25 protein-coding genes are annotated in these 25,817 nt (G+C 72.1%); 14 read left to right on the plus strand and 11 right to left on the minus strand.

Annotated elements, in window-relative coordinates:
* Positions 1-1,285, minus strand: a 1,285-nt coding sequence (locus ABD844_RS00520) for an FtsX-like permease family protein (protein ID WP_344871727.1), incomplete at its 3' end; no start/stop codon positions are given.
* Complete coding sequence (locus ABD844_RS00525) at positions 1,282-1,959, minus strand: ABC transporter ATP-binding protein (RefSeq protein ID WP_344871729.1); 678 nt, start codon at positions 1,957-1,959, stop codon at positions 1,282-1,284. The genes ABD844_RS00520 and ABD844_RS00525, both read right to left, overlap by 4 nt.
* Positions 1,960-2,049: 90 nt before the next feature.
* Between ABD844_RS00525 and ABD844_RS00530 the strand changes: the two genes are divergently transcribed.
* Together ABD844_RS00530 and ABD844_RS00535 are read left to right on the plus strand one after the other, a co-directional pair.
* Positions 2,050-2,697, plus strand: a complete 648-nt coding sequence (locus ABD844_RS00530) for a response regulator (RefSeq protein ID WP_344871731.1) — start codon at positions 2,050-2,052, stop codon at positions 2,695-2,697.
* 46 nt (positions 2,698-2,743) lie between these two features.
* Entirely contained in the window at positions 2,744-3,469 is a 726-nt protein-coding gene (locus ABD844_RS00535) for a DUF4328 domain-containing protein (protein ID WP_344871733.1), read from the plus strand.
* A gap of 22 nt (positions 3,470-3,491) precedes the next feature.
* On the opposite strand, the gene ABD844_RS00540 is transcribed toward ABD844_RS00535, so the two are convergent.
* From ABD844_RS00540 to ABD844_RS00550, 3 genes are read right to left on the minus strand one after another with little or no spacing between them, the layout of a single operon-like run.
* Positions 3,492-7,166: a DNA polymerase III subunit alpha gene (locus ABD844_RS00540; protein ID WP_344871735.1), complete on the minus strand. Its 3,675-nt coding sequence runs from the start codon at positions 7,164-7,166 to the stop codon at positions 3,492-3,494.
* Positions 7,166-7,432, minus strand: a complete 267-nt coding sequence (locus ABD844_RS00545) for a DUF6504 family protein (RefSeq protein ID WP_344871736.1) — start codon at positions 7,430-7,432, stop codon at positions 7,166-7,168. Before ABD844_RS00545 ends, ABD844_RS00540 begins: the two co-directional genes overlap by 1 nt.
* Positions 7,433-7,491: 59 nt before the next feature.
* Complete coding sequence (locus ABD844_RS00550) at positions 7,492-8,259, minus strand: GntR family transcriptional regulator (protein ID WP_344871738.1); 768 nt, start codon at positions 8,257-8,259, stop codon at positions 7,492-7,494.
* 111 nt (positions 8,260-8,370) lie between these two features.
* On the opposite strand from ABD844_RS00550, the gene ABD844_RS00555 reads away from it, so the two are divergent.
* The 6 genes from ABD844_RS00555 (at position 8,371) to ABD844_RS00580 (ending at position 14,645) form a co-directional block, all read left to right on the plus strand.
* Positions 8,371-9,525, plus strand: coding sequence for an ABC transporter substrate-binding protein (locus tag ABD844_RS00555; protein ID WP_344871740.1), 1,155 nt, complete (start codon positions 8,371-8,373; stop codon positions 9,523-9,525).
* Positions 9,522-10,346, plus strand: a complete 825-nt coding sequence (locus ABD844_RS00560) for an ABC transporter permease (RefSeq protein WP_344871742.1) — start codon at positions 9,522-9,524, stop codon at positions 10,344-10,346. Before ABD844_RS00555 ends, ABD844_RS00560 begins: the two co-directional genes overlap by 4 nt.
* Positions 10,334-11,248 (plus strand): ABC transporter permease, encoded by a 915-nt coding sequence (locus ABD844_RS00565; protein ID WP_344871744.1) that lies wholly within the window; start codon positions 10,334-10,336, stop codon positions 11,246-11,248. Before ABD844_RS00560 ends, ABD844_RS00565 begins: the two co-directional genes overlap by 13 nt.
* A complete protein-coding gene (locus tag ABD844_RS00570) occupies positions 11,245-12,318 on the plus strand; it encodes an ABC transporter ATP-binding protein (RefSeq protein ID WP_344871746.1) in 1,074 nt (357 codons plus the stop codon). The genes ABD844_RS00565 and ABD844_RS00570 overlap by 4 nt, the downstream gene beginning before the upstream one ends.
* Positions 12,308-12,895, plus strand: coding sequence for an HAD family hydrolase (locus tag ABD844_RS00575; protein ID WP_344871748.1), 588 nt, complete (start codon positions 12,308-12,310; stop codon positions 12,893-12,895). The genes ABD844_RS00570 and ABD844_RS00575 overlap by 11 nt, the downstream gene beginning before the upstream one ends.
* A gap of 115 nt (positions 12,896-13,010) precedes the next feature.
* Entirely contained in the window at positions 13,011-14,645 is a 1,635-nt protein-coding gene (locus ABD844_RS00580; RefSeq protein WP_344871750.1) for a serine/threonine-protein kinase, read from the plus strand.
* 140 nt (positions 14,646-14,785) lie between these two features.
* Here the strand turns inward: ABD844_RS00580 and ABD844_RS00585 are convergent, their stop codons facing one another.
* Entirely contained in the window at positions 14,786-15,691 is a 906-nt protein-coding gene (locus ABD844_RS00585) for a LysR family transcriptional regulator (RefSeq protein ID WP_344871752.1), read from the minus strand.
* A 69-nt stretch (positions 15,692-15,760) separates the two neighbouring features.
* Between ABD844_RS00585 and ABD844_RS00590 the strand changes: the two genes are divergently transcribed.
* Positions 15,761-16,516 carry an SDR family oxidoreductase gene (locus tag ABD844_RS00590; protein ID WP_344871754.1) on the plus strand — a complete coding sequence of 252 codons (756 nt, stop codon included), beginning with the start codon at positions 15,761-15,763 and terminating at the stop codon, positions 16,514-16,516.
* 111 nt (positions 16,517-16,627) lie between these two features.
* Positions 16,628-16,804 carry a hypothetical protein gene (locus tag ABD844_RS00595; protein WP_344871756.1) on the plus strand — a complete coding sequence of 59 codons (177 nt, stop codon included), beginning with the start codon at positions 16,628-16,630 and terminating at the stop codon, positions 16,802-16,804.
* A gap of 477 nt (positions 16,805-17,281) precedes the next feature.
* Here ABD844_RS00595 and ABD844_RS00600 read toward each other — a convergent pair whose 3' ends face one another.
* Entirely contained in the window at positions 17,282-17,908 is a 627-nt protein-coding gene (locus ABD844_RS00600; RefSeq protein WP_344871757.1) for a TetR/AcrR family transcriptional regulator, read from the minus strand.
* A gap of 155 nt (positions 17,909-18,063) precedes the next feature.
* On the opposite strand from ABD844_RS00600, the gene ABD844_RS00605 reads away from it, so the two are divergent.
* From ABD844_RS00605 to ABD844_RS00615, 3 genes are all read left to right on the plus strand, one after another.
* Complete coding sequence (locus ABD844_RS00605) at positions 18,064-19,005, plus strand: virginiamycin B lyase family protein (protein ID WP_344871759.1); 942 nt, start codon at positions 18,064-18,066, stop codon at positions 19,003-19,005.
* A 460-nt stretch (positions 19,006-19,465) separates the two neighbouring features.
* On the plus strand, positions 19,466-20,413 hold the full coding sequence (locus ABD844_RS00610; protein ID WP_344871761.1) for a quinone oxidoreductase family protein: 948 nt from the start codon (positions 19,466-19,468) through the stop codon (positions 20,411-20,413).
* 5 nt (positions 20,414-20,418) lie between these two features.
* Positions 20,419-21,039, plus strand: a complete 621-nt coding sequence (locus ABD844_RS00615) for a LysE family translocator (protein ID WP_344871763.1) — start codon at positions 20,419-20,421, stop codon at positions 21,037-21,039.
* A gap of 61 nt (positions 21,040-21,100) precedes the next feature.
* On the opposite strand, the gene ABD844_RS00620 is transcribed toward ABD844_RS00615, so the two are convergent.
* Genes ABD844_RS00620 through ABD844_RS00630 form a run of 3 tightly spaced genes read right to left on the minus strand, consistent with a single transcriptional unit; the run spans position 21,101 to position 23,801 of the window.
* Entirely contained in the window at positions 21,101-22,120 is a 1,020-nt protein-coding gene (locus ABD844_RS00620; RefSeq protein ID WP_344871765.1) for a PucR family transcriptional regulator, read from the minus strand.
* Positions 22,120-22,911 carry an ABC transporter permease subunit gene (locus tag ABD844_RS00625; RefSeq protein ID WP_344871767.1) on the minus strand — a complete coding sequence of 264 codons (792 nt, stop codon included), beginning with the start codon at positions 22,909-22,911 and terminating at the stop codon, positions 22,120-22,122. The genes ABD844_RS00620 and ABD844_RS00625 overlap by 1 nt, the downstream gene beginning before the upstream one ends.
* On the minus strand, positions 22,908-23,801 hold the full coding sequence (locus tag ABD844_RS00630) for an ABC transporter ATP-binding protein (RefSeq protein WP_344871769.1): 894 nt from the start codon (positions 23,799-23,801) through the stop codon (positions 22,908-22,910). The genes ABD844_RS00625 and ABD844_RS00630 overlap by 4 nt, the downstream gene beginning before the upstream one ends.
* A gap of 160 nt (positions 23,802-23,961) precedes the next feature.
* On the opposite strand from ABD844_RS00630, the gene ABD844_RS00635 reads away from it, so the two are divergent.
* A complete protein-coding gene (locus ABD844_RS00635) occupies positions 23,962-24,234 on the plus strand; it encodes an antitoxin (protein WP_344871771.1) in 273 nt (90 codons plus the stop codon).
* 115 nt (positions 24,235-24,349) lie between these two features.
* Here ABD844_RS00635 and ABD844_RS00640 read toward each other — a convergent pair whose 3' ends face one another.
* Entirely contained in the window at positions 24,350-25,702 is a 1,353-nt protein-coding gene (locus tag ABD844_RS00640) for an MFS transporter (protein ID WP_344871773.1), read from the minus strand.
* Positions 25,703-25,817: the final 115 nt, after the last annotated feature.

Genomic DNA, 25,817 nt, shown 5'->3' on the forward strand with positions numbered 1-25,817 from the left:
CCGCCGGGCTGAGCAGGCCGAGGAAGCCCGCCACGAAGCCGGTCAGCGCCACACCGCTCACCGTGCGCCAGGCCGAGCGCGGGTCGTCCACGAGGCGGCGGGCGGCGAGCAGCCGGGCGGGCCCGCGAGCGCTCCTCGCCGCGATCCGGCCGATCACGCCGACCACCCACGGGCCGGCCAGGTTGACGCACAGGAACGCCAGGGCCAGCGCCACCGCGACGACCGCGACGCTGGTGCCCCTGGTCAGCAGCGGGAACGCGGCCAGCACCGCCAGCAGGGCGAGCACCCGTACGAACCGCAGGCCGGGCGGCGTCTCCCGCCTGGCCACGCCGAGCGGGCTGACCACCACCCGCCGCAGCCCCGCCACCGCCGACAGCCCCACCAGCAGCGGCACCGCGACCAGCACCCCCGCCAGGACGAGCGGCCCAGGGAACAGGTCCGCGACGAACCACGGCCCGCCCTGCATCTCGATCCCGGCCAGCAGCGGCACGGCCAGGGCGAAGGCCACGGCCCCGGTGAGCGCGCCGGCCAGCGCGACGATCACCGCCTCGGCCACGGTCATCGCGACCACCTGACCCGGGCTCGCCCCGACCAGCCGCAGCGCGGCCAGCCGCTGGTCACGCCGGGCCACCGTGAGCCGGGCCGCCGCCCCGCCGAAGACCAGCAGCGGCACCACCATGAGCACACTGGCGATGAGCGAGAGCACCTGGTACGCCTCGGCGTCCTCGCTCGGCGTCCCGGCCAGGCTCGCGACCCTGGCGGGCGGCTTGGCGATGATCCAGTCGTGGACGCGTTCCGCCGTCACCGCGGGGGCGTCCGGCTCGTGGCCGACGACCGCGACCAGCTCGTCCGGGTGCACGAGCGCCTCGTCGCCGAGCACGCCGGCCTGGCCCGGGTAGCGGGCGGCGAGTTCGTTCGGCGGCAGGTCCTCGGCCAGGGCGGCCAGGGCGGGCGACAGCCAGACCTCGCCGGGCCCGGGGAAGCGGGGCAGGCCGGGCGGCGGCGCCGGGGACCTGCCCGGTAGCGCGGCCAGGTCGACGACGGTGATCTCCTGGTCGCGGACGAAGTCGTAGCGCGACGCCTCGATCGCCACCGCGCCGGTGGTGGCGGGGACCGGGTTGCGCCAGGCGCCGCGCTCGGCCCTGGCCTGGAAGGCGAAGTTCGCGGCCACCGCGAACAACAGCAGCGCCGTGGCCACGGCCACCGCGCCCAGGGTGAGCCAGGTGCCGAGCATCCCCCTGCGGCCGCCGCCCCTGAGCAGGCGCCAGGTCAGGTCGAGGTTCACGCCAGTGCCCCGCTCGCCAGGAGCCGGCCGTCGCGGACCTCCACGGTGCGGTCGCACCAGGCGGCCACGTTCGGGTCGTGGGTGACCACGATGAGGCAGGCGTCGTTGTGCTTGGTCGCCGCCACCAGCAGCCGCATCGTCTCCTGCCCGGTCTGCTGGTCGAGGGCCCCGGTGGGCTCGTCCGCGAAGACCACGGCCGGCTTGCTCACCAGCGCCCGCGCGATGGCCACCCGCTGCGCCTGGCCGCCGGACAGCTCGCCCGGCCGCCGGGTCTCCATGCTCTGCAGGCCGAGCGGGCCGAACCACTCGCGGGCCTGACGTACCGCCTGGCTCCTCGGCACCCCGCCCAGCATGAGCGGGAGCGCCACGTTCTCCTCGGCGGGCAGCTCGGGCAGGAGCTGGCCGAACTGGAAGACGAAGCCGAACCTGGTACGGCGCAGTGCGCTGCGCTGCCGCTCCCCCATCGCGTCGATGCGCTGGCCGAGCAGGTGCACCTCGCCCGCGTCCGGCTTCATGATCCCGGCCAGGCAGTGCAGGAGGGTCGACTTGCCTGAACCGCTCGGGCCCATGATCGCCACGGCTTCGCCGGCCCGTACCGCGATGTCCACGCCGCCGAGGGCGACCGTCTGCCCGAACCTCTTGGCCAGGGCTCGTCCAACAAGCACGTCGTTCATGGCGTACAGCCTGTCGGGAGCGCGGTGCCCGGGTATCGGCCGTGCGTCCATAACCGCCTCGGCCGAACGGCCGATCCTTAGAGTTGGGCTGTGACTATTCGGGTGCTCATCGCCGACGACCAGCAACTGGTGCGTACCGGCTTCCAGATGATTTTGGACGCTCAACCGGACATGGAGGTGGTGGCCGCGGTCGCGGACGGGGCGGAGGCCGTGTCGGAGGCCAGGCGGCTGCGTCCGGACGTGTGCCTGCTCGACATCAGGATGCCCAAGCTCGACGGGCTGGAGGTCACCCGCGTGCTGGCCGGCCCCGGCGTGGAGAACCCGCTGCGGGTGGTCATCGTCACCACCTTCGACCTGGACGAGTACGTCTACGGAGCCCTGCGCGCCGGGGCCACCGGCTTCCTGCTCAAGGACAGCGGGCCCACGCTGCTGATCGAGGCGGTCAGGGCCGCCGCGGCGGGCGACGCGCTGGTGTCGCCGTCGGTGACCGTACGGCTGCTGCAGCACCTGGCCGGGCCCCGCAGGGTCGCGCTCCCGGCCGACGACCCGCTGACCGATCGGGAGCTGGACGTCGTGAGGCTGGTGGCCAGGGGGCGGACGAACAAGGAGGTGGCCGCGGAGCTGTTCGTGTCGCTTTCCACCGTGAAGACACACCTCGGGAGCATCCAGGCCAAACTCGGTGTCCGCAATCGAGTGGGAATCGCGGCGTGGGCGTGGGAATCCGGCGTGGTGAGCTGATTAACAGCGGGGATCCCGGGATACAAGTGAATCAGAACCTCAGCGCATGGCCCGGGGGGAGATCAACGTGCGCTACACCCAGGCATCGCCGACCAGAGCCGCCTCTGCCGTCTACGTGACGCTGACCGCTCAGGTCGTCTCCCTCGGCGCTCTCGTGCTCTTCGAGCTGGCTCGCGGGCGCGACCTCGCCGCCCGGCTCGCCGCGTTCGGCGGGCGTCCCGAGGGGGCCGACGCGGAGGCGGTGGTCGGCGCGGTGACCGTGTTCGCCGTGCTGATGATGCTGGTGGCGGGCACCACGATCGCCGCCGCGGCGGCCTACGTGACCTGGCTGGTGCGCGCCAGGCGGGCCAACGACCGTTCGGCCGCGACGGGGCCGGTGGCGGCGGCCTGGCTGCTGCCCGGCGTCAACCTGGTCGCCCCGGTGGTGCTGGTCGACGAGGTGTGGCGCGGCACCCGGCCGCCCGCGGGGCGGCGCGGCCGGTGGCTGGCGCTGCTGGCCGGATGGTGGCTGAGCTGGCTGACCGCGCTCGCGCTGGTGACGATCCGGCTGGCGCTCGACTCCTCCGCCGGCGACCTGACCGGGGTGGGGCTGGTGGAGCTGGCCTGCGCGGCGGTGGCGGCGCTGCTGTGCGCGGCCACCGTACGCGAGCTGACGCGGCTGCAGCGGCTGGCCCGGTCGGCTCGTGCCACCGAGCCGGGCACCGTGCACGCCTTCTCGCCCGCCCCGCCGCCGCGGGCCCACGGCTCCACCCCGATCGGCCGTACGAGCTGATCCCGCCCGGCCGCGGTCGTGATCAGGCCGCGGTGGGGCCCGAGCTGCCGGGGCTGGCGTGCCAGAGCCGCCTGGGCGGGTTGGCCGCGATGGCCGGGCCGAGGTCGGAGTAGGGCGAGAGGCGGAAGCCGTTGGCGTACTCGATCTTGTTGCCCCCGACGCCCGCCAGCTCCTCCGGGGCCCGGTCGATGACGGCGCGCACCGCCTCGATGCCCTGGGAGCGCCAGAGCGCGTCGAGGTCGGCCAGGTTCCAGCAGTCGACCGCCCGCATCGACACCGCCCGCGCCCCCGTGCGCCGGACCACCCCCCTGGCCAGCACGAGCCACGAGCCGAACACGACCGACGCGCACCGCCCCTGCACCGACTCGAAGAACGTCAGGTCGATCGGCCCCGTCGAGTCGTCGAGCGTGGTGAAGATGACGCGCTGGCCCGAGCGCACGGCCGGGGTCTGGGTCGCCACCTTGACCCCCGCCACCAGGATCTGCGCCCCGTTGCGCTGGGCGAGCAGATCTCTGGAACGTACCACCCCGAGCGCGTCGAGCAGGTCGTCGTGGAAGCTGATGACGTGGCGGCTGACGTCGATGCCGAGGATCTCCAGCTCGGCCTCGACCATCTCCGTCTCGGTCATCTCGGGCAACTCCCCCGGCGGGAGTCTCTCGCCGAACCCCAGCGGGAGCTGCACCGCCGGGGGAGCCACGGTCTGGGAGGTCAGGTCCAGGTGCGGGCGGTAACGCCTCGACTTGCGCGGGCCGGTCCGCACGCCGATCGCCGAGGTCCGGTCGAGCACGCCCACCTGGGCGATCAGGTCGCGTCGGGTCAGCTCGCCCGGCCGCCAGCGCGGCCCGCCCGGGTGCAGGTCGTGCAGCGCGTCGAGGCCGCCGACCTGGACGATCCGCTCGATCGTGGGCCGCGAGGGCCGGGCGCGGTCCCAGAAGTCGGCCAGCGACGTGTACGGCTGCCCGGCCACCATGCGCTCGACCTCGGCCTCGCTCACCCCCTTGATCGCCGAGAACGGCACCCGCAGCGCGTACCCCTTGCCGATGTCCCCGATCCGGAACTCCTTGCGCACGCGGGAGCCGCCGCCCTCCAGAGCCGACGGCCGCACCCGTACCTGGACGCGAGGCCCGAGCCGCTCGACCCGCCAGTCCTTGCCCGACCTGTTGATGTCGAGGGGCAGGATCTTCACCCCGCACTGCCTGGCCTCGTCGATGATGACCCGCGGCGGGTACATGCCCGGCTCGTGCGTGAGCACCCCCGCGAAGAACGCCGCCGCGTGGTGCCGCTTGAGCCAGGCCGACTGGTACGTGGGCAGCGCGAACGCCGCCGCGTGCGCCTTGCAGAACCCGAACGCGCCGAACGCGTCCAGCACCTGCCAGGCCCGCTCCACGGCCGCGTCGTCGAAGCCGCCCGCCTTGGCCATCGGGACGAACGTCTTGCGCACCCGCTCGCGCCCCTCCGGCGTGTCGAGCGTGCGCCGCAGCTTCTCAGCGAACGACAGGTCGCGCCCGGTCATCACCGCGATGATCTTCAGCACCTGCTCGTGGAAGACCACGACGCCGTGCGTCTCCTTCAGCGCCTCGCGCAGCCTCTCGTGCGGGTAGTACGGCTGCCGCCACCCGTGCCTGGCCTCCAGGTAGGGGGTGACCATGTCGGAGTTGACCGGCCCCGGCCGGAACAGCGAGATGTCCACGATCAGGTCGTGCATCCTGCGCGGCTCCAGTTTGGCCACCAGCTCGCGCTGGCCCGGCGACTCGATCTGGAAGCAGCCGAGGGTGCGGGAGGCGCAGATCATGTCGTAGGTGTCCTGGTCGTCGTGGGGGACGTACTGGACGCCGGACTCCTCCCTGGGCTCGTCGCCGGGGCTGTCGCCGTGCTGGGTGTCGAGCTCGACCACGACGTCGTCCACGCGCTTGATCTCGCTCAGCGCGTACGCCATGGCCGACTGCATCCGCACGCCCAGCACGTCGAGCTTGAGCAGCCCGGCCTCCTCCACGTCGTCCTTGTCGAACTGCGACATCGGGAACTCCAGCAGGCTGCGCTCCACCGGCGTACGGTCGCGCAGCCCCGCGTTGCCGATCAGCACGCCGCACGGGTGCAGCGCGATGTGCCTGGGCAGCCCGTCGAGCTTCTCCGCCAGCCGGAACACCCGGTCGAGCCCCGCCTCGCCGAGCCGGCTCTCGCGCAGCTCGGGCAGGTCTTCCAGGGAGGCGGTGATCTGCCTGGCCCTGATGTGCGGGAACGCCTTGGCGATCGCGTCGATCTCGTGCGGCGGCAGGCCCATCGCCCCGGCGACGTCGCGGATGGCGCTGCGCGCCCGGTAGGTCTCCATCATGGACACGCAGGCCACGCGGGACTCGCCGTAGCGCTCGAAGATGGCCTGGTAGCAGTCGAGACGGCGGGCCGACTCGACGTCCACGTCGATGTCGGGCAGCCCGATGCGGCCCTCGGACAGGAACCGCTCCATGAGCAGGCCGTGGTCGATCGGGTTCACCTCGCCGATGCCGATGAGGTAGTTGACCAGGCTGCCGGCGCCCGAGCCGCGGATGGCGCAGCGGATGCCCATGTCGCGGATCATGTCGGTGATGCCGGCCACGGCGATGAAGTATCCGGACAGTCGCTTGCGTTCGATGATCGCCAGCTCGTCCGCGAGGCGCCGCCTGGCCTCGCCGGAGCGGTCGAGGCCGCGCCTGAACAGGCCGTCCTCGACCCGGCCGCGCAGCAGCGGCACCGGGTCGCCGCCGATCTCCGGCAGGTGCAGCGCGGGCGGGTCGTTGCGCAGCGCGAGCAGGTCGAGCGGGTCCATCGAGCACGCCTCCGCCAGCCGCCTGGTGGTGAACAGCAGCCGCGCCACCCGCTCCTGGTCTCCTGCGCACACCTTGGCCGCGACCTGCCGCATCTCCTTGACGCCCTTGAGGTAGGCGTGGGAGGTCGTGCGCTCCAGGTGACGCGGGTGCAGCGGGACGAGCTGGCGGGCCGCGTCGAGCACGTCGCCCACCTGGTGGTCGGCCGGGTCGAGGTAGCGCACCGCGTTGGTCAGCACGGCGGGCACGCCCATCGACTCGGCCAGGGCGAGCATGCGCACGGCGGTGGTGGCGTCGCGGAAGCCGTACTGGTCGACCAGCTCGACCACCACGCCCGGCACCGCGGCGCGCCACAGGCCCAGCAGCGTCCTGGCGTGCTCGTCGCGCCGCGCGGCCACTGCGCGGCCGACGTCGGACCTGGGGCCGAGCAGCACCACGAGCCCGTCGTCCGCGCCGAACCCGTGATAGCCGCCGGGGCCCCCGGCCCACTCGCCGACCAGCTCGCGGGTCACCTTGGGCGCGCCGCGCTCTCCCGTGTGGTGCGCGGCCGTGACCAGGCGGCACAGGCGGGACCAGCCCTTGACGCGGGCCAGCACCGTGACGCGGTCCTCCGCGTCGGGCCCGGTGCGGGGACGCGGCGCGCGGATGCCCGGCACCGGGGTGAAGGCCGAGGCGGGGACGTCGAGCGCCAGGTTCACGCCGAGCACCGGCGCGACGCCGGCCTCCGCGCACGCCTGGGCGTGCTTGACGGCGCCGTAGAGGCCGTCGCGGTCGGTGAGGGCCAGGATGTCCATGCCGTGCTCCACCGCCCGGCTCACCAGGGCTCGCGGGAAGGCGGTGCCGTAGCGCATGGAGTAGGCGGAGCTCACGTTCAGGTGCGGGAACGGGGGCGCCATCAGTCCCACGCCCTCAGCAGCAGCCAGCCGTTGCCGGCGGTGTCGTAACGCAGCTCGTAGGAGCCCGCCTCGCGCCCCGGGCTGGCCTCCACCCGCCAGAACTGGCGCTCGCCCGGATCGCCCTCGCCGGTCTTCCACCACTCCCGGGCGACCACCCAGTGGTCGAGGACCCGGCGGACGAGATAGAGGCGGTCGCGCCAGACGAACTGGGTCGGCTCCCCGTCTCTGGTCCACACCTCGATCGGATCGCCATAGAGTCTGCTCAAGATCGCTTCTCCCCGCGGCTCTGGTGCCTGTGCTGAGCCACCCGGGGGAAGACGGGCGCTTACGACTCGAACATATGTTCTCCCGGCCCGAAACGCAAGTCGCCGGCCTGCCGCACAAGGGGGTTCGCGCCGATCGAGTTGCGGATGCTGAAGGCCACGCTGCCTGCGCGGTAACGATCGTCCGACGACTCCACGGGACGGCCTTCGTGGGTGGTCGTCACCCGTCTCTGGCGCAGGAGCGGGCTGCCCCGGCGCACCCTCAGCAGGCGGGCGTCCTGGGCCCCGGCGGGCACCGCGTCGATGAGGTGCTCCCCGTAGGCGAACACCAGGCCGATCGACTCGTACAGCGCCTCGGTGACCGACTCGCAGTCGGCGGGCAGCTTCTCGACGGCGGGGGCGACCCAGCTCGCGTAGACCGTGCGTTCCACGAGGACGGGCTCGTCCTCCAGGGAGCGCAGGCGCAGCACCTCCAGCACCTCCTCAGAGGCGAGCCTGGCGAACTCGGCGGCGCTCGCCGGCCGGCGGCGCTGGCCGATCACCTGGCCGCCGTAGCGGTAGCCGTTCGCGCGGGCCCACTGGGCGAAGCTGTGCAGCTCGGCGAAGCTCTGGCTGCGCGCCCTGCCGAGCACGATGCGCCGGGCGCCCTGCCGGGAGCCGACCAGCCCCTCGGCGGCCAGCACCGCCACCGCCTGGCGGACCGTGCCGCGGGCGGCGGCGTGCCGCTCGGCCAGCTCCGCCTCGCTGGGGAGCTGGGAGCCGACCGGATGGACGCCGGCGAGGATCTCCTCCCGCAGCTCATCCGCGATCCGTTCATAACGCGCAACCATCCCCGACCATCCCAATTCACGAAAGAGCAATATTCATACGACTTACTGGGCTCGCTTGTTTGGACAAGTTTCCTGACGTTCTTGCTAAATCTCCTGGAAGGTGGAGGCGTCGTGTTCGCACCTCTCGCCCGTGCGGCCGGAGTTGTCGCAGCCCTAACCGTAGTCACCGCGGCGTGCGGCGCCGCACCGAGCACCCAGCAGACCACCCAGGCGTCCCAAGGCGGGGTGAACGCGGCCACCGCCACCTCCGCCGCCGACTTCGGCGGGCTCGACAAGCTGGTCGAAGCGGCCAAGAAGGAGGGCAACCTGCACGTCATCGCGCTCCCGCCCGACTGGGCCAACTACGGCGAGATCATCGAGAAGTTCCAGGCCAAGTACGGCATCAAGATCGAGAGCGAGACGCCCGACGCGGCCAGCGCCGACGAGATCAACGCCGTCAAGACCCGCAAGGGCCAGGACCGCGCCCCCGACGTGCTCGACCTGGGCCAGTCGTTCGCGATCAGCGGGGCCCAGGAGGGGCTGTTCGCGCCGTACAAGGTGCAGGCGTTCGACAAGATCCCCGAGGGCCAGAAGGAGGCGACCGGGCTCTGGGTCAACGACTACGGCGGCTACGTCTCCATCGGCTGCGACGCCAAGCAGATCAAGACCTGCCCGACGAGCTTCGCCGACCTGCTCAAGCCCGAGTACAAGGGACAGGTCGCGATGAACGGCAACCCGACCAAGTCGGGCTCGGCCTTCGCCGGCGTGTACGCGGCCGCCATCGCCAACGGCGGCTCCTTCGACGACATCCAGCCCGGCATCGAGTTCTTCAAGAAGCTCAAGGCCGCCGGCAACTACAACCCGGTCGAGACCACGCCCGCGACCATCGAGAAGGGCGAGACCAAGATCAGCATCGACTGGGACTACAACAACGCCGCCTACGCGCCCCAGATGACGGCCAAGGGCATCGACTGGAAGGTGAACGTGCCCTCCGACGGCGCGTACTTCCAGATGTACGCCCAGGCCATCAACAAGGACGCCCCCCACCCGGCCGCCGCCCGCCTGTGGCAGGAGTACCTCTACAGCCCCGAGGGCCAGAACCTCTACCTCAAGGGCTTCGCCCGCCCCGTCCTGCTGCCCGCGATGACCACCGACGGCACCGTGGACCAGGCGCTGGCCGACAAGCTGCCCGCGGTGGACGGCACGCCCACGTTCCCGACGACCGAGCAGGTGGACGCGGCCAAGGCCAAGCTGGCCGCCGGCTGGGACGCCGCGATCTCGGGATGAGCCGGCCCCGCTCGAAGGGCTGGCTCGGCACGCTCCCGCTGCTGGCGTTCTTCGCGCTCGTGTTCGGCGTCCCCGCCATCGCGCTGGTGGCGGGGGCGTTCACGGCGCAGGGACGGCCGAGCCTGGCCAACCTGACGCAGAGCCTTCAGGGCGGCTACCTCACCGCCATGATCGGCAGCGTGCGCCTGTCGGCCGTGGTGGCGCTGCTGGCGGCCGTCCTGGGCACGTTCCTCGCCCACGCGGTCGTCACCTCCCGCTCCACGCTGCTGCGCGAGGCCGTGCTGACCGCGTCCGGCGTGCTGGCCAACTTCGGCGGGGTGCCGCTGGCGTTCTTCTGGATCGCCACGCTCGGCAACTCCGGCGTGATCAGCGGCCTGCTGGGACTGCCCTCCGGCGCCCTGTACACGTTCTGGGGGCTGGCCGTGGTGTACCTGTACTTCGCGGTCCCGCTGATGGTGCTGGCCATGGCGCCCGCGCTGGACGGGCTGCGCCCGCAGTGGCGCGAGGCGGCCGCCAACAGCGGGGCCACGGCCTGGCACTACTGGCGCTTCGTGGCGCTGCCCGTGCTGGCCCCGGCCATGCTGGGCGGGATCGTGCTGCTGTTCGGCGCCTCCTTCTCCGCGTACGCCACCGCCAACGCCATGGTCGGCACCGTCGTCCCGCTCGTCACGCTGAAGATCGCCAGCGCGCTGACCGGGGACGTGCTGGTCGGCTACGAGAACATCGCGCTGGCCCTCAGCCTGGACATGGTCGTCGTGGCGGGACTGGTGATGGCGGTCTACCTGCCGCTGCAGAGGAGGACCTCCCGATGGCTGCACTGACCGGCCTGGAACGCGTCTCGGGCGCCGAGGCGCGGCGACCGCGGGCGTGGTGGCGCGGCCTGGTGTTCCTGACGGCCGGGATCTACTTCCTGGTCCCGCTGGGCACCTCGTTCTGGTACACCGTGCACACGCCCGGCGCCGGGGTGTCCTTCTCGGCGTACGGCGAGTTGCTCACGGCCGACGGGTTCGTCCGGTCGCTGTCGCTCTCGCTCGGGCTGGCGCTGGCCACGATCGTGCTCGTGCTGCTGCTGGCGCTGCCCGCCATGCTGGCCGTACGGCTGTTCGCGCCGCGGCTGGGGCCCGTGATGGAGGTGCTGTGCACGTTGCCGCTGGTGGTGCCGCCGATCACGTTCGTGGCGGGGATCGGCACGTCGCTGCGCGACGGCACCGAGGTGCTCGCGCCCACGCCGTTCTGGGCCACGCTGATCGCCGTGCAGGATCCGGCGTTCCCCGTGGTGCTGGTGCTGGCGTACGTGGTGCTGGTGCTGCCGTTCGTGTACCGGTCGCTGGACGCCGGGCTGCGCACCATGGACGTGCGCACGCTGGTGGAGGCGGCCCGCAGTCTGGGGGCCTCGTGGCCGTACGTGCTGGCGCGGGTGATCGTGCCCAACCTGCGTTCGGCCCTGGCCAGCGCGTCGTTCCTGACGTTGGCGCTGGTGCTGGGCGAGTACACCGTGGCCTCCCTGCTCGGGTACGAGCCGTTCGCGGTGTGGATCGTGACCGTCTCGGGCTCCAAGGGGCAGCTCTCGGTCGCGGTGTCGATCCTCAGCCTGCTGTTGATCTGGGTGCTGCTGCTCGCCGTGTCCACCGTTTTCGGCAGGTCACGCAAGTCGCGTGAGCCGCGTTCATCGCGTACTACGTCGCGTAAATCGCGTACGTCGCGTAAGGAGAAGGGGAAATGACCGCATCGGTGGAGTTCCGCGCGCTGCGGCGGACGTTCGGCAGGACGGTCGCGCTGGACGGTCTCGACCTCGTCGTCGCGCCCGGCGAGTTCGTGGCCCTGCTGGGCCCCTCGGGCTGCGGCAAGACGACGGCGCTGCGGTGCGTGGCCGGGTTCGAGCGGCCCGACTCGGGCGCCGTGCTGGTCGACGGCAAAGACGTCACCGACGTCCCGGCCAACAAACGGGACGCGGGCATGGTCTTCCAGTCGTACTCCCTCTTCCCCAACCTGAACGCCCGCGACAACGTCGCCTTCGGCCTGCGCGTCCGCAAGGTGCCGGTCGCCACCAGACGGGCCAAGGCGGACGAACTCCTCGAACTCGTCGGCCTGCCCTCCCACGCCGACCGCTACCCGCACCAGCTCTCCGGCGGTCAGCAGCAGCGCGTCGCTCTGGCCCGCGCGCTCGCCCTGGAGCCGAGCGTCCTGCTGCTCGACGAGCCGCTGTCGGCGCTGGACGCCAAGGTACGCGTGACGCTGCGCGAGGAGATCCGCCGGCTCCAGCTCGACCTGGGCATCACCACCATCTTCGTGACCCACGACCAGGAGGAGGCCCTGTCGGTCGCCGACCGGGTGGCCGTGCTGCGCGACGGGCGGCTGGAGCAGGTCGGGGCGCCCGCCGAGGTGTACGACCGCCCGGCCACGCCGTTCGTCGCCGAGTTCGTCGGCACCATGAACCACCTCGCCGGGCGCGTGTCCGGCGACCGGGTCACGGTGCTGGGTCAGCTCCTGCCGCTGGACGGCCCGGCTCCCGCGGATCCGTCCGTGGACGTACTGGTCCGTCCGGAGGCCGTCCAGGTCACGCCGTCCACGGAAGGGGCCGCCGAGGTGCTGGCCGCGTCCTTCCGCGGCGCCTCCGTACGGCTGCGGCTCTCGGTGGAGGGCGGGGAGGTGCTCGCCGACGTACCCGGGCACGAGGCCGCCCGGCTCGGCCCTGGCACGCGCGTCGCGGTGCGCCTCGTCGAACGGCCCGTACTGGTCGCGGCCCGCACGGTCACGGTCCCCGCCCCGGTCGTGGCGGCCGATGCGCTCTGACCCGGCCGCCGTCCTGCTGGACATGGACGGCACCCTCGTGGACACCGAGGGGTTGTGGTGGCAGGCGGTCGAGTCCGTCGCCGGGCGTCCGCTGACCGGTGAGGACGTCCCGTACGTCCACGGCCGCACGATCGAGGACGTGGCCCGCCACCTGGGCGAGCCCCGCCTCACCGAGCCCTTGGCCGGCGCCTTCGCCGACCGGGTCGCGCGTGAGCTGACGATCGTGCCCGGCGCGCCGGAGCTGCTGTCCGGCCTGGCCGCCGCCGCCATCCCGACCGCCCTGGTCACCGCCTCGCCCCGGAGCGTCGTCGAGCTGGTGCTGCCCCGGCTGGGACACGCCTTCGACCTCGTGATCGCGAACGAGGACACCGAGCGGGGCAAGCCGTGGCCGGACCCGTACCTGGAGGCGGCGCGCCGCCTCGGGGCCGCGCCGTCGCGATGCGTGGCCGTCGAGGACAGCCCGGCGGGGATCGCGGCGGCCACGGCGGCGGGGTGCCGCGTCCTCGTCGCGGGGCCCGAGCACGGGCTGCCGTCACTCGACCGCCTGCGTGCCGCCCTCGCCCCCGGGGAGGGCTGAGGACGGCTCGCGCGGGCAGCCGGACGGGGTCTTCCTGGGCATGCGCGGGCCCGGTACGCGCGTGTCCCGCCGCAGATCGACGGCGTGACGCTCCGAATCGGTAAGCTAACGCGACGTGAGCGGTGAAACCTCCCACCTCGGGCGCTACAGGCTGCTGAGCGTGCTGGGGCGGGGTGGCATGGGCACGGTCCACCTCGCCGAGGACCCCACCGGGCTGCGGGTCGCCGTCAAGGTGATCAACCCGGAGCTGGGCCAGCACGAGCAGTTCCGCATGCGGTTCCGCAGGGAGGCGGAGGCGGCGCAGCGGGTACGCAGGTTCTGCACGGCCGCCGTGATCGAGGCCACGCTCGACGGCGACCAGCTCTACGTGGTCACCGAATACGTGTCAGGCCCCAACCTCGAGGAGGCCGTACGCCATTCCGGCCCTCTGCGCGGCTCCAGCCTCGACGCGCTGGCCGTCAGCGTGGCCACGGCGCTCACCGCCGTCCACGCGGCCGGGGTCGTCCACCGCGACCTCAAGCCGTCGAACGTGCTGCTCTCCCCCGTCGGCCCCCGGGTGATCGACTTCGGCATCGCGCGGGCGCTCGACACTCTCGGCAGCGTCACGAGCACCGGCGAGATCGTCGGCACGCCCCGCTACATGGCCCCCGAGGTGCTGCGGGGCGACCCGGTCTCCCCCGCCTGCGACGTGTTCTCGTGGGGCTGCCTGGTGGCGTTCGCGGCCAGCGGACGGGATCCGTTCGTCGGCGACACGCTCCCGGCGATCGTCTACCAGGTGCTCAACACCGAGCCGAACCTCGACGCCGTCGAACCCGGCCTGCGCGAGCTGGTCGCCGCCGCCCTGCACAAGGACCCGGCCATGCGGCCCACGGCGCAGCAACTGCTCGACCACCTCGTCGGGCGGGCCGCCGAGCCGGAGCAGGCGGCGCACAACGTACAGGTGGCGTGGCAGCGGTCCGCCCTCCCCTACACGGGCGCGCCCGGCTCGAAGCCGCGCAGGGGCAGGCTGTACGCGGCTCTCGCGGCGGCCACGGCACTCCTCGTCGCGGGCGGCGTGACCGCCTGGGCCGTGCTGACGCCCAAGGGACCGCCCGACGACCTGGCCGTCCTCTACCGGGAGGACTTCACGCAGACCATCGGCGGCTGGAACGGCGTCTACGACACGCGCGAGAGCGCCAGCTACGGCTACCGCACCGACGGCACCTACGGGCTCGACGCCGGGGACGGCTACGCGGAACGGTGGGCCAGGGCCCCCGTCCCCTTCCTGATCACCCCGCCGACTACAACACCGACGACCACACGCGACCCCGCGGCCACCCCCACGCCCATGCTGCCCGCGTCCGTCGTCATCGGCGTCACCGCCGAGGTCAGGCGCTCCATCGGGATCGGCGAGTACGGCATCTACTGCCACAACTCCGACCAGGACGACACCTACTACGAGTTCGGCCTCGACACGACCGGCAAGGCCAGGATCCGGCGCATACAGAAGGGCGCGGGCGGCACGCTGGCCAGGCCCGTCCAGGTGGACCACCTGCCGGGGAAGGCCCGCGTGGTGGCGTCGTGCGAGCAGGTCGGGAACGCGGTGCGGCTGACGATGTGGGTCAACGACAAGCAGGTGCACCAGGTGGACGACCCGAACGGGATCGGCAACGGGTCACTCGGGTTGTTCGCCCGTACGAGCAAGGACGGGCAGTCGTCACTGAAGACCACCTTCGACGACTTCGAACTACGCGGCCAGAAAAACCCCTGACCCCCACCAATCGAGGTCGTGGCGCGCGACACCCGGCAGGACGGCCTCGCGGCGGCGAGAGAACTCGCCCCCGCCTCACCTTCGACGCACTCGTCATGGTCATGAGCGACGAATCCCCTCGGCACCGCACGGCAGAGGCATCACCACTCCCGTACCCCGGCCCCGGAGCGGTCGCCGTCAGGACCCCACCTTGCTCCCCGGTGGGCTACGACGCCGGTCGCCGCCCGGACGAAGGCGGCGAGCGCCGGCGACCGGCTCTGCTCCGGCCAGGCGATCACCATCGCGGTCGGCGGCGCATCGAGCACGGGGATGCACACCACGTCGCCGCCGAGGTAGGCGCGGACGGACTCCGGCAGGACGGCGACAGTCCGCCCCATGGCGATGAGCTGCATCAACTGCCCGGCGTCACGTACCTCGGGACCTTCGAGGCCGTCGGCGTCGCCCTGGGGCGGGCCCGCCCAGCGCGGCATGACCTCACCGTCCAGATCCGCCAGGGTCACCACCGCCCGTCCGGCCAGCCGGTGCCGCACCGGCACCACCACGACCTGGCGTTCGACCAGCAGGGTTTCGGAGTCGAGCCCGGTCAGGTCAGGCCGGCCGTGCAGCAGTCCGACGTCGGCGAACCCGCCCCGCAGCAGGGCCGCCTGCTCGCCGAAGCCGCAGAACAGCACTTCGATCGCCACCGCCTCCGGTTCGCTCTCAAAGGCGGCCAGGATGTCCGGCAGCAGGCCGCCGTCGCCGGCGGCTTTCATCGCCAGGGTGAGCCGGGGATCCGGGCGTCCCGCCCGGCGGGCGCGCCGGGTGCCCGCCGCCAGCCCTTCCAGGGCCCTCCTGCCCTCCTCCAGCAGCACCTGGCCCGCCACGGTAAGTGCGACCCTCCTGCTGGTCCGCTCAAGCAATATGACACCCAGACGGCGTTCGAGCTGCTTGACGGCCCGGGACAGGGGCGGCTGCGCGATACCGAGACGTTGCGCGGCCCGGGTGAAGCTCAACTCCTCGGCGACCGCCACGAAGTAGGCCAGCTCGCGGGCCTCCATCCCATCCATACCTCCAAGGTATCGCTCGTGATCGAGCTGATCATGGCCTTTGGCAGCCGCCCGTGGTGAGGTTCGATCATGACGGACGACAACGAGTCACCCCCGAAGATCGCCCTGGTCACCGGCGCGAACAAGGGCATCGGTTACGAGATCGCCGCCCAGCTCGCCGCGCTGGACATGACGGTTCTGCTCGCGGCCCGGGATCCGGAGCGGGGCCGCCAGGCGGTCGAGGCGCTGCGGGCCACCGGCGGCGACGTCCACCCGATCATGCTTGACGTCACCCTCCCGACCACCGCCACGACCGCCGCCGGACAGATCGAGCGGCGCTTCGGCCGCCTCGACATATTGATCAACAACGCCGGAATCTCCGGGAACCTCGCCCGGCAGTCACCCGGCACCGCCAGCCTCGATACGGTGCGGGCAGTGTTCGACACCAACGTCTTCGGCGTGATCACGGTGACCAACGCCATGCTGCCCCTGCTGAGGCGCTCCCCCGCCCCGCGGGTCGTCAACCTCTCCAGCAGTGTCGGGTCGCTGAGCGCCCATGGCCCCGGCGGCCCGATGGCCCGGCTGCCGGGATCGGCCGCCTACGCCCCGTCCAAGACCGCGCTCAACGCCCTGACCGTGCAGTACGCCAAGGACCTTGGCGAGGCCGGCATCTTGGTCAATGCCGCCGATCCCGGCGGCTGCGACACCGATCTCACCAGGCCGACCGGGCTTCCCGTCCAGCGCACCGCCGCTCAGGGCGCGGCCGTCGCCGTACGGCTGGCGACTCTCGGGCCTGACGGCCCCACGGGCGGCTTCTTCAACGACGCCGGACCGGTGCCATGGTGAATCTCCCGGCGTACCCGCCAGGTCATCACGACCGCTGTGGCTGCCCTGGCCCAGGTGGACCCTCGGCACGGCCCTGTCCGGCCTGCCACCTGAGCCGAGGAGGGATAGGGAGTGCCGTACGAGCTCACCTATGACCGAGACGGCTCCTCGGAGTGGGCGGAGTTCCCACGCCGCGAGGACGCGGAAACCTTCGCGGAATGGTTGTCCGAGTCGGGAGCCTCAAGCGTGGAGATCGTGGAGGTGGATCAAGAGACGTCAGCCCTGTCCGAGGAGAGCGTTGACCGGTGAGCTTCTCCACTTGCGCCGGGACGATGTGACCGTCCTCTTCCCGTGGGACTTCCTTCCATGACGGCTCGCCGTCGGGAGCGTCGGAATGGCGCGGGCGCCGCTTCTGGTTTTCCGCGCGGTCCTGGGCGATGAGTGGCCACAGACACCTCCCGGCTCGGACGCCGAGCCCCGCCGTCGGTCCCTGTCACGCCCTGACGCCGCCCGCGAGGGGACCCGCGCTCTCGCACCGGGCCTGTCCCTCCGACCGGCCCTGCCCGACAGGGTGACTCAGCGGGCTCGGCCCCGTCGGCTCGCCCCAACCGGCTCGGTCCGGTTCGGCTCGGTCCGGTTCGGCTCGGTCCGGTTCGGCTCGGCCTCGCCCGGCCGGCCTGTGCGGTCGGCCGGCCCAAAGCGGCGGACGCCGACCGCCAACCGGCAGACCTGACTGACGCACGACGGGTCGAAGGATCGGGCCGCAGCGGCCGGGTCAGAGGCAGGTCAGAGGACCCCGGCTCGGGCTGCGGCGAGGGCGGCGTCGGCGGCCCGGTCGGCGTCGCGCTCGGTCACCGGCTCGTGCGCGACGAACAGCCGGTAGTAGACAGGCGCGACCGCCACCCTGATCACCTCTCGGGGGTCGACGACGTCGGGCAGCTCACCACGTTCGACAGCCCGGCGAACGACCTCGGCCGACTGCTCGTGCCGTGACACGAAGAACTCGTGCAGCGCCTGCGCGGCGGCGGCGTTCTGCACGGCGGCGGCCACGAAGGCCGACGACACCGGCCCCAGCTCAGGATCGTCGAACCCCCTGCGTACGAGCTGGACGATCCCCCGCAGATCCCCCTCGATCGAGCCGGTGTCGGGAACGGGCCAAGGCTCGTGCCTGGCCAGTTCGAGCGCGTCGGAGATGAGCCCCTCGACGCCGCCCCACCGCCGGTAGACGGTCGTCTTGTGCACCCCCGAGCGCTCGGCGACGTGCTCCACGGTCAGGTTGGGATAGCCGCGCTCGACCAGCTCGGCGAGCGTGGCCTGGCGCACGGCGTCGCGAACCCGCGCACTCCGCCCTCCAGGCCGTCTCCCGGCCTCTTTGGGCTCCTCGGCCTCCTTGAACTCCCCGGACGTCCCCAAAAACTACTCCAGTTGCATTAGCCGCCCCAGCATGGCACAGTAAAGCTACAACAGTTGCGATTGGAGTTCCACCCGGTCGCGCGCTCACCCGCCGCAACCGGTGCGGCGCAGACTGGCGTCCATCCCACCCGACCAGGACCATCAGGGGGAACACGATGTTGACCAAGATCGACGCGGGCGCGCCGTACGGCATAGCCACCGGCCCCGACGGAGCCCTCTGGTTCACGCTGGTGCACCAGGGCCGCATCGGCAGGCTCGTGCCCGGCGAGGAGCCCGTCATCCACCAGCTCGACCCGGCTGACGGGCTGCCGACGGTGATCGCGCCGGGGCCCGACGGAGCCATGTGGTTCACCGAGGGGAAGGGCGGGCGGGTCAGCCGCATCACCGCCGACGGACGGCGTACCGCCCACGAGGCGGCCTCGCCGTTCGGGATCGTCGCGGGGCCCGACGAGGCGATGTGGTTCACCCAGATGGAGACCGCACAGATCGGACGCGTCGGGGCCGATGGATCGCTGACGCAGTTCGCGGTGCCGGTGGAGGACGGCATGCCCGCGTTCATCACGGCGGGGCCCGACGAGGCACTCTGGTTCACGCTCACCCAGGGCCACGCCATCGGACGCATCTCGCTGTCGGGTGAGGTCAGCGTCCATCCGCTCCCCACAGCGGGCGCCGCCCCGGTGGGGATCACGCGGGGCCCTGACGACGCCCTCTGGTTCGTCGAGATCGGCGCGGGCCAGATCGGGCGGATCGACACCGACGGCAAGATCACCGAATTCCCGCTCCCCGACCGAGCCGCCCGCCCCCACGCGATCATCCCCGGCCCCGACGGCGCCCTCTGGTTCACGGAATGGGCCACCGACCGGATAGGCCGCATCACCACCGACGGGCTCATCGAGGAGCACCCCATCCCCGGCTGGCCGTACGAAGCCGACACCGAGCCTGGAGCTGAACATCCTCAACCCCGCACGACCAGACCACCTCACGAGGGTGAGGGCGAGCCTCCGGCGAGGAAAGCCGAGCCGCACGGGCTGACGGTCGGGCCGGATGGAGCGATCTGGGTGGCGTTGGAAGCCGGCGCCCTGGCCCGCCTCACCTGACCCCCAAACCGCCCCCGAGCACCTCACCGTCCCGTGCGACACCACCATCCACCGCCCACCATCCACCGCCCACCATCCACCGCCCACCATTCACCGCCCAGCACCCAGCACCCAGCACCCACCTTGACGCGCAAGGCCCGCATCACCGGTCCGCGCCAGGCCCCGTTCCGAGCTGTGCCAAGGCCCGTACCAGGGAACCGTGCCAGGCACGACCGGCATTCGGCATCCCCACCGTCGCGGTCATGGGCCTGCGCCAGCGACGCGGTCCCGACCGTCACGTGGGCGCGCCCGTTACTCGGCACGCCCATCCCCCACCACGCCCCGTTGCCCACAGGAGACCACCCCCTCGTCGCCGTGACACAACCACCACACCGCCGACCGGCGATCCCCGTCGGCGGCGAGCCCTCATGATGGACGGCCCGAGTGGCGGTGGGGAGGGAGGGCGGAGTTGACTAGGGCCATGCATGCCATCATCGTCTCCGCCCCAGGCGGCCCAGAGGTCCTCGAGTACGTCGAGCGTCCCGATCCCCGGCCCGGCGAAGGGGAGATCGTCGTCGACGTCGCCGCCGCCGGCGTGAACTTCATCGACATCTACCACCGCTCCGGCGCCTACCCCCTCGCCCTGCCCACCCCCATCGGCTCCGAGGGTGCCGGGACCGTGTCGGCCGTCGGCGCGGGAGTGGACGGAGTGGCGGTCGGCGACACGGTCGCGTGGGCGGGCGTCCTGGGCAGCTACGCCGAGAAGGCGGTGATCCCGGCCGAGCGGGCGGTGCCGGTGCCGGACGGTGTGCCCGCCGAGGTGGCGGCGGCGGCCATGCTGCAGGGCCTGACCGCTCACTACCTGACCCACTCCACCTACGAGGTCAAGGCGGGCGACCACGTCCTCGTGCACGCCGGGGCGGGTGGCATGGGCCAGTTGCTCGTCCAGCTCGTCAAGCTCCGGGGAGCCAGGGCGTACGCCACGGTCTCCACCAGCGAGAAGGAGAAGCTGGCCCGAGAGGCGGGCGCGGACGAGGTGCTCCGGTACGACGACTTCGCCGAGGCCCTGCGCGGCCGGATCGACGTCGTCTACGACGGTGTCGGCAGGACGACGTTCGACGGCGGCCTCGAGGCGCTGCGCCCGCGCGGCCTCATGGCCCTGTACGGCGCCGCCAGCGGCCCCGTCCCCCCGGTCGATCCGCAGACGCTCAACAAGCAGGGCTCGCTCTTCCTGACCCGGCCCACGATCGCCCACTACATCGCCGAGCGCGAGGAACTGCTCCAGCGGGCCTCCGACCTGTTCGGCTGGATCGCCGCCGGTCAGCTCGCGATCAACGTCTCGCACCGCTACCCGCTGGCCGACGCGAAGCAGGCCCACGAGAACCTGGCGGGCCGCCGTACCACCGGGAAATTGCTTCTCGTACCCTGACGTCCATGGACATCGCAGGATCGGTCTGGTCGTTCGCCGCCGTGGTGGCACTGCTCACCGTCACTCCCGGTCTCGACACGGCCCTCATCCTGCGTACGTCCCTGCTCGCCGGGCGGCGTCCCGCGTGGGGGGTGACGCTCGGCATCCAGCTCGGCACGCTCGTCTGGGGCGTGCTCACCGCGGCCGGCCTGTCGGCGCTGCTGGCCGCCTCGCAACCGGCGTACGACGTCCTGCGCTGGGCGGGTGCGGCGTACCTGGTGTGGATGGGGTTGCGCCTGCTGCTGTCCAGGGGCGGCGAGGAGCACGTGCCCGAGCAGCAGCAGGAGGTGCGGTTCGGGACGGGGCTGCGGCGCGGGCTGCTGACGAACCTGCTCAACCCCAAGGTGGGCGCGTTCTACGTGGCCATGCTGCCGCCGTTCATCCCCGACGACGCGCCGCACGCGCTGATGGGGCTGCTGCTGGCCGGGGTGCACGTGGCGGAGGGGCTCGTGTGGAGTGCGCTGCTGATCGGGTTCGCGTCGTGGATGGGCGGCTTCCTGCGGTCGCCCGCGGTGCGGCGGTTCCTCGATCGGCTGACCGGCGTCGCGATCGTGGGCTTCGGCGTACGCCTGGCCGTCAGCGACTGAACGCGCCTCTCACCCGGCGATCTCCGACGGCCCGGACAGGGGACGGCCGGTGTGGCGGGCGTCAGTGGCGGAAGGCGGTGGGCCAGCCGAGGAGGCGGGCGCCCAGGACGGCCGTTTCCAGGGTGAAGCGCTGGGTCGGGTCGTCGGGGGAGAAACCCGTCAGGCGCCGGATGCGTTCCAGCCGGTACGTCACCGCCCGCGGGCTCAGCCCCAGCCGCCGGGCCGCGGCCGTCTGGTTGCCGTGCGAGGCGAAGACGGCCTCCAGCGTCTCCAGCAGCGGCTCGTGCCCGCCCCTGGCCTCCAGCAACGGGTTCAGCACGCTCGTCACCAGGTCCTCGATGGCGTTCCTGTCGCGTAGCAGCACGGGGAAGACCAGCAGGTCGGCGGCCTTGACCACGTCGACCCTGAGGCCGAGCCCGTCGGCCAGCTCCAGGGCCTGCGCCGCCTCCCGGTACGAGGTCACCACTCCCCCAGGCCCCCGCTGCGCCCGTCCCACGCCCACGCGCCAGCCGGGCGGGAAGCGGCCGCGTACGTGGTGGACGAACTCACCCACGGCGGCCGGCAACGTCGCGGGGGCGACGCAGACCAGCAGCCCGTCCCGTACGGCGACCAGGACGTTGTGCGAGCCGAAGCGGGCGATCAGGTCGCGCTCGATGCGGTCCTGGTCGCCGTCGCGCAGGCCACGCGCCACGGCCACCACGTACGACTCGGCCAGCCGCAGCCCGAAGTGCTCGGCGCGTTCCGCCAGCCGTTCGGCCCGTCCCTGGAGCAGGTCGTCCACGAACTCCCGGCGCGCGCCCTCCTCCCGGCGGATGGCGGCGAGCTGCGCCTGCTCGTACCCTTCCATCAGCGCGGAGACCGCCTTGCGCAGCACGGGCAGCACTCCTGGCAGTCCCTCGCCGGCGGCGAGCGCGGCGTCGACGAGCGAGCGCAGCGGGACGCCCAGTTCGGCGGCCCTGGTGCCGGCGGCGCGGTAGACGTCGAGCGTCTCGCGATCCGGTGAGCGGCCCGTGGCCGCGTGGTCGGCCAGTCGCCGCCGATGCCCGCCGAGCAGGTCGGCGGGCGACTCGGAGATCGCCATCAGACTCCTACGTCACGCCTGTCGAAGGCGAGCACCGCGGTGAGCCCGAGCACGGCCGTCGCCCCCGCGAGGACAAGGTAGTCCCCCACCGGCAGCCCTTCATAGAGTGGTCTGCCCTCGGCGTAGTAGTGGAACGGCGAGACCCACTTGAGCCAGGCGACGGCCTCGATGGAGCGGCCCATGGTGACGACCGTGTACCCGGCCACCGCCCACACGCCCACCACGGCGGAGGCGACGAGGCGGCGGCCGACGGCGGCACCGACGGCCACGGCCACGGTGCCGTGGAACAGCCCGAGCAGGAGCACGCCGAGCTGTCCGGCGAGGATCCGGTCGAACGGCACCCCGGTCTCCATGGCCGCGCTCATCCCCACGGCGACCAGCAGCGTCACCACCGCCACCAGGAGCAGGCCCAGCGCCAGCGCCGCGAGCTTGTCGAGCACGAGCCGCCGCCGGTCCACCGGCAGGGTGACGATCAGTTCCAGCGTGCCGGACTCCTCCGGCCCGGCCAGCGCCCGGTTGGCCAGCAGCGTGCCGCACGCGACGAACAGCATGGGGATGAAGAGCTGGTAGACGACCGTCTGCAGGTAGCCGACGCCGGAGGTCATGTCGGTCAGGCCGCCCATGAGATCGCGCAGCGGGCCGGGGAACTTGGCCACCATCGCGGGCCCGTACGTCTCCGGGCTCGCCTTGATGTTGCCGTAGACGGCCAGGTAGACGGCGATGAAGGCGCTGATGCCGAGGCTCCACCAGACCAGCGACCGCCGGTAGTCACGCAGGCTTCTGCCGATCATGGTACGGACTCCTCGTCGCTGTAGTAGGTCAGGAAGATCTCCTCCAGGTCCGGCTCCGCGCTGACCAGGTGCACCACGGTGAAGCGGGCGGCGGCCTTGATCAGGGCGTCCGGGCGGCCGTCGATGGTGCAGCGCACGCTCGCGCTGTCCACGCGCAGGTCGCGTACGCCGGGCAGGTTCTCGAAGGCGGCGCGCGGCACGGGCGACTCGAAGTGCAGCTCGACCCGGCGTACGGCCTTCTCGCGCAGCACCGCGACGTTCTCCACGGCCACGAGGCGACCGGCCCGGACGATGCCGACCCGGTCGGAGACGCTCTCCACCTCGGCCAGGACGTGCGAGGACATGAGCACCGTCCGCCCGGACGCGCGCACCTCCCGCACCAGCGCCAGGAACTCCTGCTGCACCAGCGGGTCCAGCCCCGCGGTCGGCTCGTCGAGGAGGACGAGCTCCGGCTCGTGCATGAACGCCTGGATCAGCCCGACCTTCTGCTTGTTGCCCTTGGACAGCTTGCGCATGGGCACCGACAGGTCGGCGTCGAAGCGCTCGGCCAGGGCCTGGATGCGGGCTACCGGCACGCCGCCGCGGACCCGGCCCAGGAAGCGCAGGTAGTCGATGGCGTGGTCGTGGCCTTCCAGCACCAGTTCGCCGGGCAGGTAGCCCATCCTGGCGCGGGTCGCGGGCTCGCGCGGGTCGGCGCCGAGCACACGTACGGAGCCGCGGGTGGGCCTGATCACGTCGAGCAGGAGCCTCAGTGTGGTGGTCTTGCCCGCGCCGTTCGGCCCGAGATAGCCGAAGATCTCTCCCGGCTGGATCTCGAGCGTGAGATCCTCCAGGCCGCGCCGGGCACCGTAGTACTTGGTCAGCCCTTCGGCCTGTACCACTGCTGTCATGGCCGCATCGTCCCGCTCGGACGGGCTTGGCGTCATTGGACGGGTCCGGCAGCCTGACTCCCGTTCCGCTGCCGGGATCCGGCAAAGAGCAGGTCAAACATCAACCGCGAGTTGAGGGGTAGGGGGCGCGCGTAGTCTGTCTGAAGAAATGGGGACGGTCATGAGCCGCATCGCAGAGTGGCTGAAGAAAGCAGAAAACCTGGCCCGTGGGCACTCCAAGCAGGCCGATCAGGTGCTGGATCGCGCCGAGCGGTACGTCAAGGAGCGCACCGGGCACAAGTACGACGACCAGATCGACAAGGGCGTGGACTCCGTGCAGAGCCGCTACGGCGGTGGCGGCACCGAACAGCAGCCCGGCCGGCAACAGCCGGGCCAGCAGCCGCCGCCCCAATCGCAGGACGAGCGGGACCGGCAGACACCACCCCAGAGCTGAGCCGAACTGACGCGAAGGGCGGCGCGCGCCGCGCGCGCCCTCCGCATGTCCTTCGTGTGCCCTTCGTGTGCCCTTCGTGTGCCCTTCGTGTGCCCTTCACACGCCTGGACGGGGCTCAGCGGCGGGCTTCCTCCATGACCTTGGCCGCGTCCCGCTCGAACGAGCCCCTGGCCCCGAGCGTGAGCAGGCCGCCCAGGACCATCGGGATCACCAGGATGTACATCCCGGCCGACAGCGAGCCGAGCTGGTCCGAGGCGATGCCGACGACCAGCGAGCCGAACGCGGTGCCGAACGTCAGCAGCAGTTGCATGACCGCGAAGCCGATCCCCCGGGAGGCGGCCGGCACCACGTCCGCCAGGCAGGCCGTCATGTTGGGGATGGCGATCGACATGAGCGAGCAGGCGAGCAGCACCAGGACGGTCAGCGCGGCGATCGAGTCCATGGACAGCGCGCCGGCCAGCACCACCGCGCCGGATGTGATGCCGCTGCCGCCCGCCAGCAGCCGCCCGCCCTTGCGGGTGCCGTGCCACCTCCTGCCCAGCCACGAGCCGACCAGGGTGCCCGCGAGCGTGCCCGCGATGGTGATCAGGCCGCTGAGCGAGCCGGCCGTGCCCACCCCGACGCCGAAGCCGCGCACCATGAACGTGGGCAGCCAGAAGAAGATGCCGGCCAGCCCGAGGCTGAGGAAGGCCAGCCCGACACAGACGAAGATCAGGGTCGGGATGGACGCCACCTGGCGGAGCTGCGGCCAGAACGGCGGCTTGCCCCCGGCCGCCCGCCTCGGCGCCCCGAGTGCCGTACCACCGCCGGACGGGTCCGCGGCGGGCAACTGTCCGGCCGCCACCAGCCGGTCCAGCTCGCCGCGGCGCGGCTCGCGCAGGACCCACACGAGCAGCGCCGTGAGCACGCCCGGGACCACCATGATGAGGAACGCCGCCCGCCATGAGAACAGCTCGGCCAGCACCCCGCCGAGCAGGGTGCCGACGCCGCCCAGGTACGTGGTGACGCGGGTGAGCCCGTACGCCTTGGCCCGGCTGACGGGCGGGTAGTAGTCGGCGAGCAGGCTGCCGGCGGCCGGGTTGTCGATGTTCTCGGCCGCCGCCAGGAACACGCGCATCGCGTAGAACATGGCGAAACCGGTGGCCAGGCCGGAGCCCAGCGTGGCGATCGCCCAGCAGAAGACGACGACGGCGATGATGCGCGTCCGGCTGAAGCGGTCGGCCAGGTAACCGGCGGGCAGCGACACGAGGACCGCGGCCAGGGCGGCGGCGGTCGGGATGGAGCCGGCCGCGGTGTCGCTGAAGCCCCATTCGTTCTGGATGAGCGGGAGCACGCCCGAGAGGAGGTTGTGCTCGATCCGGTCCACGAGTCCGACGATGAAGAGCACCACGAGGGGTGCCCAGCCGAAGGGCGCGCGGGACTGCGCGTCGATGGTGCCTGTACGCGGCGAACCGAACGTGCCGACCATGCCCAGCCTTTCACGTAGGTAACTCTAGAATTCAGTTCTAGGGCAATGTTCTAGCTACAGTGACATAAGTCACAGCGTTCGTAAATGGGTCGTTACCGCGAAATTTCGCCTTCTG

Source organism: Nonomuraea antimicrobica, assembly GCF_039536965.1.
Classification (GTDB): domain Bacteria; phylum Actinomycetota; class Actinomycetes; order Streptosporangiales; family Streptosporangiaceae; genus Nonomuraea; species Nonomuraea antimicrobica.

Coding starts and splice junctions, on each gene's coding strand:
- ABD844_RS00525 (WP_344871729.1), bottom strand. CDS start 1,959: ATGAACGACGTGCTTGTTGGACGAGCCCTGGCCAAGAGGTTCGGGCAG.
- ABD844_RS00535 (WP_344871733.1), top strand. CDS start 2,744: ATGGCCCGGGGGGAGATCAACGTGCGCTACACCCAGGCATCGCCGACC.
- ABD844_RS00540 (WP_344871735.1), bottom strand. CDS start 7,166: ATGGCGCCCCCGTTCCCGCACCTGAACGTGAGCTCCGCCTACTCCATG.
- ABD844_RS00550 (WP_344871738.1), bottom strand. CDS start 8,259: ATGGTTGCGCGTTATGAACGGATCGCGGATGAGCTGCGGGAGGAGATC.
- ABD844_RS00560 (WP_344871742.1), top strand. CDS start 9,522: ATGAGCCGGCCCCGCTCGAAGGGCTGGCTCGGCACGCTCCCGCTGCTG.
- ABD844_RS00565 (WP_344871744.1), top strand. CDS start 10,334: ATGGCTGCACTGACCGGCCTGGAACGCGTCTCGGGCGCCGAGGCGCGG.
- ABD844_RS00570 (WP_344871746.1), top strand. CDS start 11,245: ATGACCGCATCGGTGGAGTTCCGCGCGCTGCGGCGGACGTTCGGCAGG.
- ABD844_RS00575 (WP_344871748.1), top strand. CDS start 12,308: ATGCGCTCTGACCCGGCCGCCGTCCTGCTGGACATGGACGGCACCCTC.
- ABD844_RS00585 (WP_344871752.1), bottom strand. CDS start 15,691: ATGGATGGGATGGAGGCCCGCGAGCTGGCCTACTTCGTGGCGGTCGCC.
- ABD844_RS00590 (WP_344871754.1), top strand. CDS start 15,761: ATGACGGACGACAACGAGTCACCCCCGAAGATCGCCCTGGTCACCGGC.
- ABD844_RS00605 (WP_344871759.1), top strand. CDS start 18,064: ATGTTGACCAAGATCGACGCGGGCGCGCCGTACGGCATAGCCACCGGC.
- ABD844_RS00610 (WP_344871761.1), top strand. CDS start 19,466: ATGCATGCCATCATCGTCTCCGCCCCAGGCGGCCCAGAGGTCCTCGAG.
- ABD844_RS00615 (WP_344871763.1), top strand. CDS start 20,419: ATGGACATCGCAGGATCGGTCTGGTCGTTCGCCGCCGTGGTGGCACTG.
- ABD844_RS00620 (WP_344871765.1), bottom strand. CDS start 22,120: ATGGCGATCTCCGAGTCGCCCGCCGACCTGCTCGGCGGGCATCGGCGG.
- ABD844_RS00625 (WP_344871767.1), bottom strand. CDS start 22,911: ATGATCGGCAGAAGCCTGCGTGACTACCGGCGGTCGCTGGTCTGGTGG.
- ABD844_RS00630 (WP_344871769.1), bottom strand. CDS start 23,801: ATGACAGCAGTGGTACAGGCCGAAGGGCTGACCAAGTACTACGGTGCC.
- ABD844_RS00635 (WP_344871771.1), top strand. CDS start 23,962: ATGAGCCGCATCGCAGAGTGGCTGAAGAAAGCAGAAAACCTGGCCCGT.
- ABD844_RS00640 (WP_344871773.1), bottom strand. CDS start 25,702: ATGGTCGGCACGTTCGGTTCGCCGCGTACAGGCACCATCGACGCGCAG.